The 16,785-nt window shown below is 36.2% G+C and carries 16 protein-coding genes; 2 read left to right on the top strand and 14 right to left on the bottom strand.

The window, feature by feature from the left end; translation table 11 throughout:
* Positions 1 to 96: 96 nt before the first annotated feature.
* From GHT08_RS13865 to GHT08_RS13875, 3 genes are all read right to left on the bottom strand, one after another.
* Positions 97 to 405 (bottom strand): CotD family spore coat protein, encoded by a 309-nt coding sequence (locus GHT08_RS13865; RefSeq protein ID WP_163581977.1) that lies wholly within the window; start codon positions 403 to 405, stop codon positions 97 to 99.
* A gap of 92 nt (positions 406 to 497) precedes the next feature.
* Positions 498 to 854, bottom strand: coding sequence for a DUF1798 family protein (locus tag GHT08_RS13870; RefSeq protein WP_163581978.1), 357 nt, complete (start codon positions 852 to 854; stop codon positions 498 to 500).
* Positions 855 to 923: 69 nt separating this feature from the next.
* The gene (locus tag GHT08_RS13875) at positions 924 to 1,091 is read right to left on the bottom strand and encodes a hypothetical protein (protein WP_163581979.1); all 168 of its coding nucleotides are present in this window, start codon (positions 1,089 to 1,091) and stop codon (positions 924 to 926) included.
* 495 nt (positions 1,092 to 1,586) lie between these two features.
* Between GHT08_RS13875 and recU the strand changes: the two genes are divergently transcribed.
* Both recU and GHT08_RS13885 read left to right on the top strand, forming a co-directional pair.
* Positions 1,587 to 2,198, top strand: a complete 612-nt coding sequence (gene recU, locus GHT08_RS13880; RefSeq protein WP_163581980.1) for a Holliday junction resolvase RecU — start codon at positions 1,587 to 1,589, stop codon at positions 2,196 to 2,198.
* Positions 2,188 to 4,944 (top strand): penicillin-binding protein 1A, encoded by a 2,757-nt coding sequence (locus tag GHT08_RS13885; protein WP_163581981.1) that lies wholly within the window; start codon positions 2,188 to 2,190, stop codon positions 4,942 to 4,944. Before recU ends, GHT08_RS13885 begins: the two co-directional genes overlap by 11 nt.
* Before the next feature lie 17 nt (positions 4,945 to 4,961).
* On the opposite strand, the gene nth is transcribed toward GHT08_RS13885, so the two are convergent.
* From nth to panB, 11 genes are all read right to left on the bottom strand, one after another.
* Positions 4,962 to 5,618 (bottom strand): endonuclease III, encoded by a 657-nt coding sequence (gene nth / locus GHT08_RS13890; protein ID WP_163581982.1) that lies wholly within the window; start codon positions 5,616 to 5,618, stop codon positions 4,962 to 4,964.
* 9 nt (positions 5,619 to 5,627) lie between these two features.
* On the bottom strand, positions 5,628 to 6,302 hold the full coding sequence (locus tag GHT08_RS13895) for a DnaD domain-containing protein (protein WP_163581983.1): 675 nt from the start codon (positions 6,300 to 6,302) through the stop codon (positions 5,628 to 5,630).
* Between the two features lie 808 nt (positions 6,303 to 7,110).
* The gene (gene asnS / locus GHT08_RS13900; RefSeq protein WP_163581984.1) at positions 7,111 to 8,403 is read right to left on the bottom strand and encodes an asparagine--tRNA ligase; all 1,293 of its coding nucleotides are present in this window, start codon (positions 8,401 to 8,403) and stop codon (positions 7,111 to 7,113) included.
* 25 nt (positions 8,404 to 8,428) lie between these two features.
* Positions 8,429 to 9,610, bottom strand: coding sequence for a pyridoxal phosphate-dependent aminotransferase (locus GHT08_RS13905; RefSeq protein WP_163581985.1), 1,182 nt, complete (start codon positions 9,608 to 9,610; stop codon positions 8,429 to 8,431).
* A gap of 20 nt (positions 9,611 to 9,630) precedes the next feature.
* A complete protein-coding gene (locus tag GHT08_RS13910) occupies positions 9,631 to 10,158 on the bottom strand; it encodes a cell wall elongation regulator TseB-like domain-containing protein (protein WP_163581986.1) in 528 nt (175 codons plus the stop codon).
* Positions 10,121 to 10,297, bottom strand: coding sequence for a YpmA family protein (locus tag GHT08_RS13915; protein WP_083939071.1), 177 nt, complete (start codon positions 10,295 to 10,297; stop codon positions 10,121 to 10,123). The genes GHT08_RS13910 and GHT08_RS13915 overlap by 38 nt, the downstream gene beginning before the upstream one ends.
* A 145-nt stretch (positions 10,298 to 10,442) precedes the next feature.
* Entirely contained in the window at positions 10,443 to 11,252 is an 810-nt protein-coding gene (locus tag GHT08_RS13920) for a ComEC/Rec2 family competence protein (protein ID WP_163581987.1), read from the bottom strand.
* A 62-nt stretch (positions 11,253 to 11,314) separates the two neighbouring features.
* Positions 11,315 to 13,960, bottom strand: coding sequence for an ATP-dependent DNA helicase DinG (gene dinG / locus GHT08_RS13925; RefSeq protein ID WP_163581988.1), 2,646 nt, complete (start codon positions 13,958 to 13,960; stop codon positions 11,315 to 11,317).
* Between the two features lie 706 nt (positions 13,961 to 14,666).
* A complete protein-coding gene (panD, locus tag GHT08_RS13930) occupies positions 14,667 to 15,053 on the bottom strand; it encodes an aspartate 1-decarboxylase (protein WP_163581989.1) in 387 nt (128 codons plus the stop codon).
* Positions 15,054 to 15,064: 11 nt separating this feature from the next.
* A complete protein-coding gene (gene panC / locus GHT08_RS13935) occupies positions 15,065 to 15,937 on the bottom strand; it encodes a pantoate--beta-alanine ligase (protein WP_163581990.1) in 873 nt (290 codons plus the stop codon).
* A gap of 2 nt (positions 15,938 to 15,939) precedes the next feature.
* The gene (gene panB, locus GHT08_RS13940) at positions 15,940 to 16,776 is read right to left on the bottom strand and encodes a 3-methyl-2-oxobutanoate hydroxymethyltransferase (RefSeq protein ID WP_163581991.1); all 837 of its coding nucleotides are present in this window, start codon (positions 16,774 to 16,776) and stop codon (positions 15,940 to 15,942) included.
* Positions 16,777 to 16,785: the final 9 nt, after the last annotated feature.

Consider the following 16,785-nt stretch of genomic DNA (forward strand, 5'->3'; position numbering starts at 1 on the left):
TTAAATCATGACAGTTCATTCGAAAAAAATGTTGGATTAAATAAAAGTTCGTTCCATTTATCGCGGTACGAATCGATCGTAAAACCTTAGAGATCGTTATCTAGGCATCATATATGGTTGATTGCCTTGGCCAGGTCCAGGTTGGTTTCCTGGTGTATTCCATGGTCCTTGCATAGGTCCTGGTCCGCCGTATACATTGACTTGATCAACTGTGTTTTGATAAGAGGTTGTGTGTGGATAGTAATGCGTGTTTTTCACTAAATGATGATTAACACAAGTAGTATGGGACGGATGGATATGCTTTACTTCACTTTCACTACAAGTGTGCACTTCGTTAGTCTTAGTCGGATATACAACCGTCGGTGCTGGTGGCATTCCACATCCAAAAGGTCTTCGATGTCTCATTTCTAGTCACCTCACTATTTATTATTCTATACTAGCGTATGTCACGATTGGGAGGATTGTCTAAGACACCAACCTATACTATCGATCTTTTTTTAAAGATTATCCATATCGTTTTTTAATAAATCGAAAACATACATGACAGACTGATGTAATTCCATATATCTTTTTCTTTTTACATCTACATAATAACTGTGAAGTAACAATAATTTTATATTTTCCTCTGTCGACTCAATCTGTTGAGGATGGACATGAACATCCCTATCTTTCACAAAGTTTAAAGCTTCGCCGTACCATTGATCTATCGTTTCAAAAACTGGTTCTGTATTTTCCTTTACAAAAGCAAAAAAATCCGGATCCCTTTTATTTTCTGGGCGTTGATGAGTAAGGTAATATTCTTTTAACCTAACTAACTCTTTTTCTAAATCTTCGATATATGTTAACAGTAACAATCTATTGAACCGCCTTTCTGTACCTTTAATAGCCATCATTACTGTAACATGATTCGTAAAATAATTCTATTATGCCCCCTCTTTCTTGTAGATGTCATTAACTGGCCAATGCTGACTTTCTGTCTCCTTATTTGTTTTAAATTCCCATTGTTGCTCGATTTGTTCAACAAGTTCCATTAATTCAGTTAACTTCTTTTCGCACACTTCTTTTGAAAAAATAGTTTGATTACTAGACATACATATCCCTCCTCATTATATTATTAACTGTATTCGGTTAGAAGGTTTGAAATTCCTTGTTCTTGACAAAACTAGAAATAAGCTGACATTAACTTTCCAATATACGTATGATTTATACAAAAAGAGTCAAACTATAACCAAAGGAGGGATTGTGATGCGTGTGAACAAAAAACGAAAAATGAATAATGTGCGGGAAAAGCAGCAAAACAAAGATATACCGACGCAAAATGACAAAAAATTAAATGGGCCAAATCGTCCATCAACTTAGAACAAAAGTCGACATTGCTTCTCGTAATGTCGACTTTTTACGAGCTAATCATATAATTTATACATTTAGCCCCCATATAAATGTTACGATTTTCGAAAATTTAAGTTAGGGATTTACTGTTCCAGCAAGCTTTTCATGTACATTTTGATTGAAGATTTCAGTTGCTTAGCGTATGATGTATCTATCCATGATATGATGGATGTGTCTGGTGATATAGGAGGGAGTCTATGCAGTATCCAAATGGAAAAAAGTCATCAGCTTATACTAAACTTAAATCTAATCAAACTGTATACAGTAACCGTGGCATGTCATTGGAAGATGATATAAATGATACGAATCAATATTATTTAGCTCACAATATCGCAATTATTCATAAGAAACCAACACCGGTTCAAATTGTAAATGTGGATTATCCAAAGAGAAGTGCAGCGGTTATTAAAGAAGCTTACTTTAAACAGGCGTCGACAACGGATTATAATGGTATATATAAAGGAAAGCATATAGACTTTGAAGCAAAGGAAACAAAGAATAAACATTCCTTACCACTTCATAACATTCATCAGCATCAGATAGATCATATGAAACAAGTAGTGGATCATGGAGGAATCTGCTTTCTATTAATTCGTTTTAGTTTAAGTCAAGAAACATTCCTATTCCCTGCTGAGGAGTTATTTCCCTATTGGGATCAGCAGTTCAATGGTGGTAGGAAATCTATTCGTTATGAAACTGTGAAAAAGCTAGGTTATATAATACCAATTCGATTTCAAGCAAAAGTAGATTACTTGGCTGTAATTGACAAGTATTATATGGAGAACGGAGGAACTACAAATGGCAGATAAAAGTCAATCAAGAGTTGAAAGAAGAAAACAATTAAAACAAAAAAATACAAAGAGCAAACCAATGCGGAAAAAAATAATGAAATATGTACTAATCGCCGTTCTAGTTATCGGTTTAGGTATTGGCGCTTTATTTACGTATTATATTGCTACGGCGCCAGACTTAGACGCTGAGCTATTAGCGGATCCAGCATCTACTAACCTTTATGACATTAATGGTGAGGTGTTTGCAAAACTAGGAGCAGAGAAAAGAACAAAAATAGAATATGATGACATGCCTCCTGTACTATTGAACGCAATTTTAGCTACAGAAGATGTTCGGTTCCATGATCATATCGGGATTGACTTCAGGAGAATCGGTGGAGCTGTTATTGCGAACTTCCGAGAGGGATTTGGGGCTCAAGGTGCAAGTACCATTACCCAGCAGGTTGTGAAGGGCTCATTCCTGACAAATGATAAAAAATTAAAACGGAAAATACAAGAACAGTGGCTTGCATTACAATTAGATCGAGTGTATTCCAAAGAAGAGATTATGGAAATGTATGTGAACAAGATCTATTATGGTTCTGGTGCTTATGGTGTAGCTATGGCAGCAGAAATATACTTTGGTAAAACAGACCTTAATGATTTAACGCTGGCAGAAGCGGCAATCTTAGCTGGTTTACCACAACGACCATCAGCCTATGATCCATTTGTTAACCCTGATTTAACGAAAGAAAGAATGGACACGGTATTAAATTTAATGGTACAGCATAATAAGATTAGTGAAGAAGAAGCTGATGAGGCTAGAGAAGTCAATATTGAGGAATTGCTAACATCTAAGAAGCCTGATTTTGTCAAATATGAAGGATTTATTCAACAAGTGCGCAAAGAAGTCAACGAAAAGACTGGTGCGGATATTTATAAAGATAGTTTAGATGTCTACACCACACTAGACCCAGATGCACAAGAACATGTCGAATTTTTATTAAGTGATGCAGACGATAACCCGATAGACTATAGTGAAGATGAAGATATGCAAGTTGGTTTAACAGTGCTTGATACAAATACAGGTGCTATCAGAGCAATTGGCCCAGGTAGAAATCGTGAAAATGATGGTTGGAACTATGCTATAGATGGTGATGGACGACAAGGCGGATCTACCATGAAACCAATTGTTGCCTATGGCCCAGCTATCGAGGAATTAAAATGGTCTACTTATCACCAGATCAATGATGATGAGCCATATAAAATTGCAGGTACAGAAGATAGTTATGTTCGAAATTGGAATCGTAGTTATCAAGGGTGGATGTCGATACGATACGCTCTAGAACAATCCTTAAATGTTCCTGCAGTCAAAACGCTAGAAGAAGTCGGATATAACAATGCTCAGGAATTTGCAGAAGGAATTGGAATGGATTTTGAAAGTGATTTTACCCTTACAGATGCAATTGGTGGATCTGGTTCAAGTGTTACACCAATTGAAATGGCTGGTGCATATGCAGCATTCGGAAATGAAGGTGTGTATCATGAACCATTCTCCGTTATCAAAGTAGATTATTCAGACAGAAGATCAGATGAATTAGAATCCAAATCAACTGTTGCGATGTCTGATTATACTGCTTATATGATAACCGATATGTTAAAATCTGTTGTAAGAGAAGGTACTGGTACAAGAGCTAATGTTTCAGGCTTAGATATGGCTGGTAAAACTGGTACTACTAACCTAACTGATGAGGAAGGTGGCGGAAGCCCTGATTCTTGGTTTGCAGGATATACGACCAATTATACTGTTTCTGTTTGGACCGGTTATGATAAAGAACGTAAAGCTCTGAACAATACCAAGATAGCTCAGGATTTATTCAGGGAAACGATGAGTTTTATTTCTCAAGATGTGGAGACAGAAAACTTTGTGAAACCAGATTCTGTAGTGGAAGTACAAGTTGAAAAAGGATCAAACCCAGCCAAACGACCAAGTGAATATACACCAGATTCGCAAATTGTTACGGAGCTATTTGTAAAAGGAACAGAACCTGATGCCGTCTCTGAAAAATTTGATGAATTAGAACCAGTAGCTAATCTAAGTGCTTCCTATGATGAGGAAAGTGAAAGTATTACAGCTAAATGGGATCATGAAGAAGACGATGTAGAATTCAAGGTTTCAGCTGGAACAGATGGATCCTTAAATGATTTAACAACAACTGGAAATAAGGAAGTAGAAATTTCTAATGTGGATAAAGGAAAAACATACACAATTGAGGTTATTGCAGTAAATGATGATATGGAAAGTGATCCTAAAACAGTTACAGTTGATGTTCCTGAAGATGAAGCGGATGACCTTCCACAAGTCAGCCAGCTAAATCAAACCTTTGATCCAGCAAATCGATCAGCATTAATAAGTTGGGAATACGATCAGAATGGTCCTGTTGAATTTGAAATTGTCGTACAAGATGGTGGTCAGACGATTGATGAATTTAACACGAATAAAAAATCTGTGAATATAACTCAGCTTGAACCTAATAAGAACTACACCATTCATGTTACTCCATTCCTAAAGAATAACGGTGTACGAGGACCTTCTGCAAGTGTTCAAGTATCTACACAGGGAATGGACAATGAGGAAGAACCTGAGAATGGCCAAGAAAACGAAGAGCAAGAGGAGCAACCAGCTGAAGATGATGAACAATCTGATGATGATCAGCAGAATCAAGATGAGCCGCAGTCAGATCAAAATGAGCAACAACAAGATGAGTCAAACGAAGAAGATTAAAAAAAGCAGCAAGGTTCTTACACCTTGCTGCTTTTTCTCATTCTCTTTTGCCCTTCTCGACAAAGGTCAAGAAGCGGGCAAATTTCACACTGAGGACTTTTCGCCTTACAATGGTAACGCCCAAAGAAGATTAATCGGTGATGTGTGTTACTCCACTCTTCTTTAGGGATTTTCCTCATTAGTGTTTTCTCTACTTCTAATACACTATCTTTCCACCGACAAATACCCAATCGTTTTGCAACTCTTTCAACATGTGTGTCAACAGCAATCGCTGGCTCTCCAAATGCAACAGAAGCGACGACATTTGCCGTTTTACGACCGACACCGGCAAGATTTTCCAATTCTTGTTTTGTATTCGGAACTACTCCACCATATTCTTCGATTAAAGTTGTACACAGTTTTCGGATATTTTTTGACTTATTACGATATAACCCTATAGAGCGAATATCGTGCTGCAGCTCTTCTAAAGGAACATTTAAATAATCTTCAGGTGTCTTATATTTTTTGAAAAGTTCTTTTGTCACCTTATTAACTAAAGCGTCTGTACATTGTGCAGATAAAACAACAGCTATTAATAACTCAAAAGGATTATCATGAACTAATTCACATTCTGCATCTGGAAACATGTCCTCGATTTTTTCCAGAACGATATTTATTTCTTTTTTCGTTAACATTGCTCTCCCCTATTCTTCTAACCAATTGTAATATAAAGATTTATCATAAGGATGTTCTTTCTTGACGGAAGTATTTTGCTGATGACTGTGAAATGATTTACTTGACTGCTGCGCTTGTTGGGAAGATTTAATTCCTTTCTTTTGCCACTCTATTAAAATACGGTCAATATATTTAAAATTAATTTTTCCCATCAATACTGCTTCTCTTAATGCAGCGTATATAAGTGAAATATCATGGTTATCTTCATCTAACCAATTGTTGATCATTTCGATTTCAAAAGGTGATAATGGTCTGCCAAATTCACGCTCGAATTTTTGAAAAACTTCACCAACCTTATTATCTACTTTTTCTACTTTTTGATCAACCGTATATAGCTTTTGCCATAATGGGTCTAATGAGTAAGATTCTTTTATGATGTTGTAATCAGCTTGATCTTCTTCAATGGCCAATAAATCTTTTTGTATTAATTGTCGTAGTAAATTAGTGCAAACTTCATTTGAAATTGTTAGATGTTCGGCGATTTCTTCTGGAGTTGGAAAATTATTTCCTTTCCTTTGTGCTGTATAAATTTGCAAAATAATAGCTAATTGCGTCTCATTTAAACCCAAAGAAACGAACTTTTCAATTAATAAAGCCGGAAAATTAATTTGATCATGTAAAATGTATTGCATGTTTTGTTTCATCGTTTATAACCACCTTCAACCAATATGATAACACTATATTTAAAAAAATACCCGTTCCTGCATCGACCAATTATTTTATAGTAGATACAAACTACGAAGTAATGAAATTACTGCTTGTTCGAAACTAAATGCACAGTCACCTATGAATTATTTCTCACATATATGATCATAACCACCACTCCGGCTGCCCACTTCCCTTTCCATGGGGTTTGCCCTTCAGCTAACTTTTTCGAGCAAAAACCGCTCGAAAAAGTGGATCTTCAGGTCAAACAATTCCCATAGGAGTGAAAGTGGGCGGCCTTCGTTATGATATGCTCCACAGCACTAATCCGAAATCAACCAATCGATTTCTCCGTCATATGTAGCCTAGCGTGCTACTATGCTCAAGGGGGTTACAACTTGATTAACACTGTAGTAAAACAAAAAAGATTAGTTCAAGGAGTGTCACATTTTTCCTCTGCTTAGTATACTGTTCTGATCAAGAGACATGAAGTCCAAAGAGTTTAGTTCCATAAGTTCTTATCCTTTCTATAACCAGAGCACAACAATAGCGGAGGCAGAATACGGAGACTCCTGTGGGACAGCGAGAGCTGAAGATCCACTTTGCAAAGTGATTTTCTTTGCAAAGTTAGCTGAAGCCGAGCCACGGAAAGCGCAGTATTCTACCGGAGCGATTTGTCTGCACTCTAATGGAATAGAGCAAATCCATGTTCAGTTACTTCGTAGTTTATGGATTTTGCGTAGGTTTTCTAGTTTTTCTTTATAAAATAGATAATCCTTTGCACGTTTAGCAAAGGATTATCTATACTTATGGGTATAAACGGTTTAAAAGTCTTGGGAACGGTATTGTTTCTCTAACGTGCTCTACACCACTGATCCATGCAACAGTTCGTTCTAATCCCAATCCGAAGCCAGCATGTGGTACACTACCGTATTTGCGTAAATCTAGATACCATTGATAAGCATCTCCTGAAAGATTATGCTCTTCATAGCGTTGTTTCATTAACGACAGATCATCAATTCTCGCAGATCCACCAATGATTTCACCATAACCCTCAGGTGCAATTAAGTCAGCACATAACACAACATCTTCACGGTCAGGATCAGGTTTCATATAAAAAGCTTTAATATCTTTCGGATAGTGGGTAATAAACACTGGTTGATCAAAGCTTTCAGCAATAGCCGTTTCATGGGGAGCACCAAAGTCTTCTCCCCATTCGATATCAGTAAATCCTTTTTCCTTTAACATTTCGATTGCTTTATCATAGGTGATACGTGGAAATGGTGCTTTGACTTTTTCTAGAGCGTCCAGATTTCTCTCCAATGTTTTAAGCTCTAATGTACAATTTTTCAACACGGATTCAATAATAAAGTGTACATAATTTTCCTGTATTTCTAAGCTTTCTTCATGTGTTACAAAAGCCATTTCTGGTTCAATCATCCAAAATTCAATTAAGTGTCTTCTTGTTTTTGATTTCTCTGCTCTGAATGTTGGTCCAAATGAGAATACACGTCCCAGTGCCATAGCTGCCGCTTCCATATACAATTGACCACTTTGAGACAAATAAGCCTCTTCATCAAAATATTGAGTATGGAATAACTCAGTTGTTCCTTCAGCAGCTGAACCAGTTAAAATTGGCGGATCAACTTTAACAAATCCTTCTTTTTGGAAATATTGATAAGTTGCCTGGATAATTTGATCCCTAATTTTCATAATGGCATGCTGCTTTTTAGATCGCAACCATAAATGACGATGATCCATTAAGAATTCTGTACCGTGTTCTTTCGGCGTAATCGGATAATCTGTTGCTTCATGGATAACCTCTATTTTTTTCACTTGCATTTCATAACCAAATGGTGATCGGGTATCCTCTACAATCGTTCCCGTTACATACAACGATGATTCCTGTGTGATCGACTTTGCCAATTGAAATGTTTCATCTGATACTTCTGCTTTTACAACGACTCCTTGGATGAAGCCAGTGCCATCACGCAATTGTAGAAAGGCGATTTTACCACTGGAACGTTTATTGGCAAGCCAAACACCGATCGTCACCTCTTGATTAAGATAATTTGCTACCTGATTAATTGTTGTTTTCATAAGAATCCTCCACTATCGTTCGTACTTATTGGTGATTTTCAACAAATCGTTTAATCCGATTTGCTGCTTCTTCTAGTTGTTCTAATGAAATAGCATAGGAAAGACGAACATTGTTTGGTGCACCGAATCCTGAGCCTGGAACTAATGCTACTTTTTCTTCTTCTAATAAAGCTGTAACCCATTTGTCCACCGTATCGAAGCCGTTCATTTCCACTGCTTTCTTCACATTTGGGAACAGATAGAAAGCGCCTTTAGGTTTGACACATTCGATTCCTGGAATAGCCACTAACCATTCATATAATTTTTCTAGTCGTTCACTAAATGCTTCACGCATATCCGTTACCGGTGTTTGTGAACCACTGTAGGCTGCTTCTGCTGCTACTTGTGCAATCGACGTCGGATTTGATGTAGAATGTGATGCTAAATTGGACATTGCTTTAATAAGTTGTTTGTTTCCAACAGCATAACCAATTCTCCATCCTGTCATTGAATGTGACTTGGAAACACCGTTAATGATAACAGTCTGTTCTTTTAATTTTGGTGAAAGCTCTGCCACAGATACATGTTCTGTTACTGTATAAGTTAATTTTTCATAAATTTCATCTGAAACGATTAAAATATTATGCTTGAGGCATACTTCACCTAATGCATCTAATTCTTCTTTCTCATACATAACACCTGTTGGGTTACTAGGAGAATTGATAATAACAGCTTTTGTTTTTTCTGTTATAGCATTTTCTAATTGTTTCGGTGTTAATTTAAATTCATTTTCTTCTTGTGCATCCACAAATACCGGTTTACCTTCTGCTAATTTAATTTGTTCAGGATAACTTACCCAGTATGGTGCTGGAACAATCACTTCATCTTCTTTATTGAGCAACACTTGAAATAAAGTGTAAAGTGCATGTTTTGCACCAATTGTTACAATAATTTGGTCAAGATCGTAGTCTAAGCCTTGATCTTGCTGCATTTTTTTCTGAATAGCTTGCTTTAATTCAATCGTTCCTCCTGCTGGAGTATATTTAGTAAAACCTTCATACATGGCTTTAGATGCTGCCTCTAAAATATGTTCTGGTGTATTAAAATCGGGTTCCCCTGCACCTAAACCAATCACATCATGTCCTGCTTGTCTTAACTCTTTAGCTTTTGCTGTAATAGCAAGCGTTGATGATGGAGTTAATGTTTGTACTCTGTTTGCTAATTCCATACTCTTTAATCACCTTTCTATTATTCAAATGATGGCTTTAAAGTTAATCGATAGTGCGTTTTGTCCTCTAGTAATACATGTTCATACACCAGACTATCTGATGTATCCAGGTATTTAATTTCGAGAACGGGGTAGCCACTATCTAATCCAATTGTTGAACCTAACAACTCACAAGATGTACATCGCTCACGCCATTCGGATAAGAGAATATCTTCACCATAAAGGGATTCTTTATTATAAATATCATATTCCCATTCCTCTTCCGACTGATACATATATACTATCGAGGCTTGATTATCATTCGTTTCCCCATCTACCACATAGTATAATTGATCGCCATGAAATCGTTCAATGCTATGTATCACATCAAGTGAAGTATTATCCAATGCTAAATTTCTCACCTCGTCAAACTGTTCTGTTTTACTATTTATTACGTCTTGATAAAGCGAAATAAAATAGTACGAAGCGATTAATAAAAAAATAAAAATTAATGATACGATAATCCATAATTTATTGCGTTCGATAAATGGTAAAGATTGCTTTTTCATCATTATCCTCACTTAGTGTTAATCCAAACATAAGATTTTCTTCTTTCAACGTTCGATTTAAACTATCGACAATTTTATACAAATCGTCTGCATATGTCAGCTGAACAGTAGACAGTGTAGTAATTTTTGAATGGCTTATTTAAGACACCTCCAACAGATATAAGATAGGGAAAGCGATGATCTCTTTCCCTATTGTGAAAAAAGACATTCCTCTATTTATTTTGATAGACTTTGATCAATTTTTCAACTGAAAACATGGTAGATTTTAAAATATATATGGTTATTTAAGAAGGTAACAGGCTGACTGAACTATTTTCCGTAAGAATTTCGTAGTCATTCTTACTTAAACGAACAAATACGGTACCGGACTGTTTCAAAAAGTAAACATCAATCCAAGTTGCGTTTAACCGCTCAATTAGCGATTCATTAATCTTATGTGTTTGACTTGGAAAAATGATACTTATATATGGATCAATATGTTCGAGAAAATTTTGCGATGGTGAATGTCCACTACCAAAAGCAGCTACCTTTAATATATCTACATCAACAGTCTGCTCAATTAATTTTTGTTCAATGGTCGTTTCTTTGTCATTCAAAAACAAAATGGACTCTTTACCATATCGCATTAAAAAAGAAATATCTCCATCCTTGGTTTCATCCAACGGTCGAATATTTACATCTTCCCAGAGAGAAAACTCTTCATTTAGCTTCCAAGTTTCCACCTCGACAGCTTCTAAAAATTCTACATTCATGTTCGAAGGAATGATTAGTTTTTCGACTTGATAATGTTCCAGAAAATATAATAAGTTTCCTGTGTATTCTTCTGATTGGTTCGTTACAACAATCTTGTCAATTTTGTCGACATGTAGTTTACTTAATTGCTGATATAATGTTTTTTGACTCCGTTTTGAAGCTGTATTCACTAAAATGTGCTCACCCTTATGATTCGTTAATAAACTTGCTTCACCGTGTGGTACATTAAAAAATATAATGTCTAATTCATCGGCATTTAATTTTGGTATATCAGGTATCGCTAGCAACGGCGGACTAATCAGCAACGATAATAATAGACAGCAGAACAAACGTTTTATCATAAGGAAACCTACCTCTTTGATTTTTGATTATATATGTAGGTTTTCACAAATACGAAAGTTTATCATAGCCATTTTTTACTTACACGATTTAGTAAGTCTTGCATGGTTTCATAATGAATAGGAATTTCAGGTATAGATTGAATAAATGTCTTACCATAACGTTTTGTCATGATTCTTTCATCAAAAACAAAAATCATACCATGATCTGTATCTTTCCGTATTAATCTGCCAAATCCTTGTTTGAATTGCAATACCGCTTGTGGTAATGCTAATTCCATAAACGGATTCATTCCTTTTGATTTAACATAATCTGCTTTTTTTATATATACAGGATCTTGTGGTGACTGAAAAGGTAGCTTCACAATGATTAAGCACGACAAATCATTACCTGGAATGTCAATGCCCTGCCAATAAGCATTTGTACCTAAAAGGATCGATTTGTCAAATGCTTGAAATTGCTTAATTAATCGATTCCTACTGCCTGTCGAAACACCTTGCCCAATAATCATATAGTCCATTAACAGATCTGTTTCTTTTAAAATAAAGTAGCTTTTCCGCAACATGTCATACGAAGTAAACAGTACTAACATTCTCCCCTTCGTCTTCTCGGCAATCGAAATAATCGCTTCATTTATCGCAAAGATAAAATCATCATTATTAGGATATTGTATAGCCGGAAGATCGTTAGGTATTATAAGCTCTACATGGTTCTGATAGTCAAAATGATGTTCAACAATATACTCTTTCGTATGCTCCGTATCAAGCCCTAGTCTTTCTTTTATATATCGGAATGATTGGTTCATGGTTAGAGTAGCACTAATTAATATAATCGATTGCTTTTCCCGAAATAAATAAGACTGCAATGTATTCTTAACTGAAAATGGTTCGTGCTGAATAAATACAGCATTCTCTGCACCTTGTTGATCAATCTCCAGCCATGTAACAGCTGCCTGTTTTTCTTCAATCAATAGCTGACGAAGCAGCTCTTCTACACGTAAGATTTGTTTCTTCTCATCCGTTATATCTTCCGGGAACAATTGTGCTAAATCTTTTATAACCATGATTGTTCGATAAACGCTGTCGATAAGTTCTATTGGTTTATCATGGTTCCAAACAGTTTTCAAACGCCCTACATCTGTAACATTTTTCTGTTTTTTATTCTGTTCTTTGACATATTGATATAACTGCCGGAATAATATATCTGTTTCATATTTAACCGTATCTATAGATTGTTGAAGCCTTATACTTATGGCATCACTTTTTTCCAACTGTTGATAGAAGTGCGTTAATTCAAAATAGCTTAAAGAATCTCCAAGATAATTGGTTGCCATTTGTTCCAGTTGATGTGCTTCATCAATAATTAATTTCTGATACGCAGGCAGAATAGGCTTCTCTGCTAACATGTCAATAGCTAACAGAGAATGGTTGGTGACAATGATCGAAGCTTCCGTTGCAGTTTTTATCATTCTTTGATAGAAACAATAATCCTTCCACATCTCATTCGCTTTTTCGTTATTGACAACAATTTGATAAAAAACAGGGTGTTTTTCAACCGGAAATTGTATTTCATCTAAATCACCTGTCGTTGTTTCCGTTAGCCAGACGATAATCATCGCTTTTAGCAATATATCCTGATAAGATCGATAATTGGAATCATGAAAGAATTGCTCGAAATTTTGTAAGCTTAAATAATGACTTTTCCCTTTCATAATAGCTGTTCGAACGGGTAAATCTAGCTTTGCTAAATCTTGATCGATTAATTGGGACTGTAAGTTTGTATTAGTTGTACTAATCACTACTTTATTATGGTGATTTAGTGCTTCATAAACAGCCGGAATTAAATATCCAATGGTTTTCCCAACACCTGTTTCCGCTTCGATAAGTGCATGCTCATTCATCCGAAAATGATCATAAATCTTCTCACTAATGAAGACTTGTGCGTTTCGTTTCTCATATCGGGCATAGACTTGTGCAAGTTTTCCATGATCACCATATATTTCATCTAAATATGTAGAAAAGTCTTGCGAAATATAAGCTTCATTTTCCTTTATTTCTTCTTGTTTCTTTAAAGAAAAACCTCTAATTTCTTCGATATCTGTGCGAATCGCTTGTTGATCTAATGATTCACACAATTTAGCAAAATCTGTACGCAATGGATGAGATATTGATAACATTTGCTGGATGACATTCTCCGGTAAGCTTTGCAATTTGTTTATTAGCATAATTAGCAAATCAGCTGTTACCAATGCATCTGATATCGCCCTATGTGGATTAGCATGACTGATCATTAAATATTCAGCTAATTCATTTAATTTATAGCTAGGTGCTTTTGGTAATAAAATTCTTGCTAATTCGACCGTATCGACAACATAAGGGTGAATTTTGGATTCCCCTACTCGTTCAAGCTCTTCATTTAAAAAAGTTAAGTCAAATGGTACATTGTGCGCCACTAAAATAGCATTATCCAGTAAACCTTTAAACTCGGGAACAATTTCAGCGAATACAGGTTGTGTATCCACATCTTCATCCGTTATAGAAGTTAATTGTGAAATAAAGGTTGGAATAGGTTGTTCTGGATTTACTAGTTGATTATACTGTTGTGTAATTTGGTTGTTTTCGATTACTACTAAAGCTATTTCAATTATTCGGTCACCTTTTGATGCGGATTGTCCAGTAGTTTCGACATCTATTACAACAAATTTTTGCAAAGGATCATCCCCGATACTTGATATTACATTTCCATTTATTATTAGCAACTTCTGACAAATAAATATATAAACATTCGCTTGACCATAGTTCACACTAGATAAAAACTGCGAAGTAATGAACATTTGTGGAGTGTGGTCATCTTCCATTCTGATTGATGATGAGTGCTAACATACGCTCCGGCAGAATACTGCGCTTTCCGTGGGCTCGGCTTCAGCTAACTTGGTGAAGAAAGGCACTTCACCAAGTGGATCTTCAGCTCTCGCTGTCCCACAGGAGTCTCCGTATTCTGCCTACGCTGTGTGAATAATTCTACCTTATATAAGAGGAAATACTCGGGAACCAGTACCCGTGTGTTACTTCTTTCAATAATCAGAACATTACGCAAAGCGGAGGCAAGATACGTAGACTCCTCACGACGCAGCGCGAGCCGAAGACCCCGTGATGCACCTGCGTCTTCTAGTAACGCTTCGAAGTGGCTTCCTCGGTGCAAGGGAGCAAAGAAGATAATTCCAAGTAGTTCCCTGGCTAAGGCCGTGCCCGTGGAAAGCGAAGTATCTTGCCGGAGCGCATGTAAGAACTCATCAAAATGCAGTACAGGAAGAGAGCAAATTCTTGTCATGTTATTTTGCAGTTTATGGATACTGTGCATCGTTAGTTGCTATTTTCAAAAAACAAACTCTTATCTTGGTGGATAAGAGTTTGTTGTCATAAAAGGCTTGATAATGGTGGTTCTTGCTCTAAGACTTCTTTTATATTGTTATGCTCATCCATTACAGCCACTTTTGGTTTGAATTCTTTTAGCTCTTCTTCTGATATGATGCCGTATGAAACGACTATGATAATATCGTCAGGCTGAACAAGACGAGCAGCTGCACCATTTAAACAAAAAACCTTACTGCCTCTTTCTCCAGCAATCACATATGTCTCCAAGCGTGCTCCATTATTGTTGTTTACAATTTGCACTTTTTCATGCGGTAAAATACCTACTTTATCTAAAATTTCTTCATCAATCGTAATACTACCTACATAATTTAAGTTTGCCTCTGTTACACGTGCGCGATGAATTTTCGATTTCATCATAGTACGTAACATAATAGTTCCCCCTAAACAATTGCTTTAGGTACAGTTCCATTCTCACTTATGATAAGATTATCAATTAACCGTGCTTTCGTAAATTGAACAGCTACAGCAATGATGACTTGTTGATCAATACTACCTATTTGCTTTAAGGATGGAAATGTTAACAAATCTACATAATCAATTTTACCGTTTGTTTCTCTATCTAAATATTTTTTTACTTCCTCTATAATCATAACAGGATTTTTTTCACCGTCAATAATTAATTGCTGTCCTGTACGTAATGCTTTATGTAAGTGAGCGGCTTCTTCCCTTTCCTCTTCAGACAGATAAACATTCCGACTGCTCTTTGCTAAACCATCTGACTCTCTTACTGTTGGTACTGCAATTAGTTTGGTAGGGAAATTAAAATCATCTATAAGTCCTTTTACAACAGCAACTTGCTGAGCATCTTTGAGGCCAAAAAAAGCAAAATCTGCTTTTGTTAAATGAAAAAGCTTAGTCAATACGGTGGCAACACCATCGAAATGTCCTGGTCGACTTTTACCACATAAAACATCTGTACGTCTCTTCACATGAAGTTTTATCGTTGCCTCCTGAGGATACATTTCGTCCACCGTAGGCAAAAATAAAATATCGACGCTATGTTGTTCAGCAATCTCTTGATCCCGTTCTTCATCTCTTGGATAGCGTTCAAAATCTTCACCTGGTCCGAACTGTAATGGGTTTACAAAAATACTTGCAATTAACACATCTGCATACTTTTTGCTCTCATCCATCAATGTAGTATGTCCTTCATGTAAATAGCCCATAGTAGGGACAAAACCGATCGTTTTATTGTCCTGTTTCAATCTGTCTGAAATGGCTATCAGTTCGTTTACAGTACGTACAATTTTCACTTCTATTCCTCCAAATTCAGATCATTAGCTAGCTGCTCATCCATAACAAACGTATGTTCTTCATCTGGGAATTCACCGGATTTCACTTGCTTATGATACTCTTGAATCGCTGATTTTATATCTGAACTAACTTCATGATATACTTTTACAAATGAAGGCTGAAAATCTACTCCGTAATGTAAAATATCATGATAAACAAGTACTTGACCATCACAATCCTTGCCTGCTCCTATACCGATAGTTGGAATCGATAATTGTTGACTTATATGTTTGGCTAATCGATCTGGTACACATTCTAATACCACACTGAATGCTCCACTATTTTCTAACTTCTTCGCATCTGCTATTAACTGTTTAGCTGTTTCCTTATCTTTTCCTTGGATTCGATAACCACCTAACACATGTACTGATTGTGGCGTTAAACCTAAATGGCCAACTACTGGTACACCTGCTTCTGTTAGTTTCTCGATCAGCTTTATAGTATCTGTAGAGGCTCCTTCGACTTTTAGCGCATGTGCATTTGTCTGCTGCATCATTTGCTGTGCATTCTCCATTGCTTTTTCTATTGATAAGTGATAAGACATAAAAGGCATATCAATAACAGTAAATGTATTCGGGGCACCTCGTGTAACAGCTTTTCCATGATGGATCATATCTTCTACCGTAACCTCGATGGTTGATTGATAGCCTAATACGACCATCCCGAGAGAATCACCAACTAATAGCATATCAACTTCCGCTTCTTCTGCTAATTTTGCAGCTGGATAGTCATATGCTGTGATCATAGTGATTTTTTCACTGTTCTTTTTCAGCTTTTGAAATTGGATTGTATTTTTCACTTTCATCAC

The organism is Gracilibacillus saliphilus, assembly GCF_010994085.1.
GTDB lineage: Bacteria > Bacillota > Bacilli > Bacillales > Amphibacillaceae > Gracilibacillus > Gracilibacillus lacisalsi.

What these genes read in the sequence shown, in the direction of transcription:
- recU (WP_163581980.1), top strand. Translation starts at nt 1,587, where the DNA reads ATGCAGTATCCAAATGGAAAAAAGTCATCAGCTTATACTAAACTTAAA.
- GHT08_RS13905 (WP_163581985.1), bottom strand. Translation starts at nt 9,610, where the DNA reads ATGGAATTAGCAAACAGAGTACAAACATTAACTCCATCATCAACGCTT.
- asnS (WP_163581984.1), bottom strand. Translation starts at nt 8,403, where the DNA reads ATGAAAACAACAATTAATCAGGTAGCAAATTATCTTAATCAAGAGGTG.
- GHT08_RS13895 (WP_163581983.1), bottom strand. Translation starts at nt 6,302, where the DNA reads ATGAAACAAAACATGCAATACATTTTACATGATCAAATTAATTTTCCG.
- GHT08_RS13885 (WP_163581981.1), top strand. Translation starts at nt 2,188, where the DNA reads ATGGCAGATAAAAGTCAATCAAGAGTTGAAAGAAGAAAACAATTAAAA.
- GHT08_RS13920 (WP_163581987.1), bottom strand. Translation starts at nt 11,252, where the DNA reads ATGATAAAACGTTTGTTCTGCTGTCTATTATTATCGTTGCTGATTAGT.
- GHT08_RS13865 (WP_163581977.1), bottom strand. Translation starts at nt 405, where the DNA reads ATGAGACATCGAAGACCTTTTGGATGTGGAATGCCACCAGCACCGACG.
- GHT08_RS13875 (WP_163581979.1), bottom strand. Translation starts at nt 1,091, where the DNA reads ATGTCTAGTAATCAAACTATTTTTTCAAAAGAAGTGTGCGAAAAGAAG.
- GHT08_RS13910 (WP_163581986.1), bottom strand. Translation starts at nt 10,158, where the DNA reads ATGAAAAAGCAATCTTTACCATTTATCGAACGCAATAAATTATGGATT.
- nth (WP_163581982.1), bottom strand. Translation starts at nt 5,618, where the DNA reads ATGTTAACGAAAAAAGAAATAAATATCGTTCTGGAAAAAATCGAGGAC.
- panD (WP_163581989.1), bottom strand. Translation starts at nt 15,053, where the DNA reads ATGTTACGTACTATGATGAAATCGAAAATTCATCGCGCACGTGTAACA.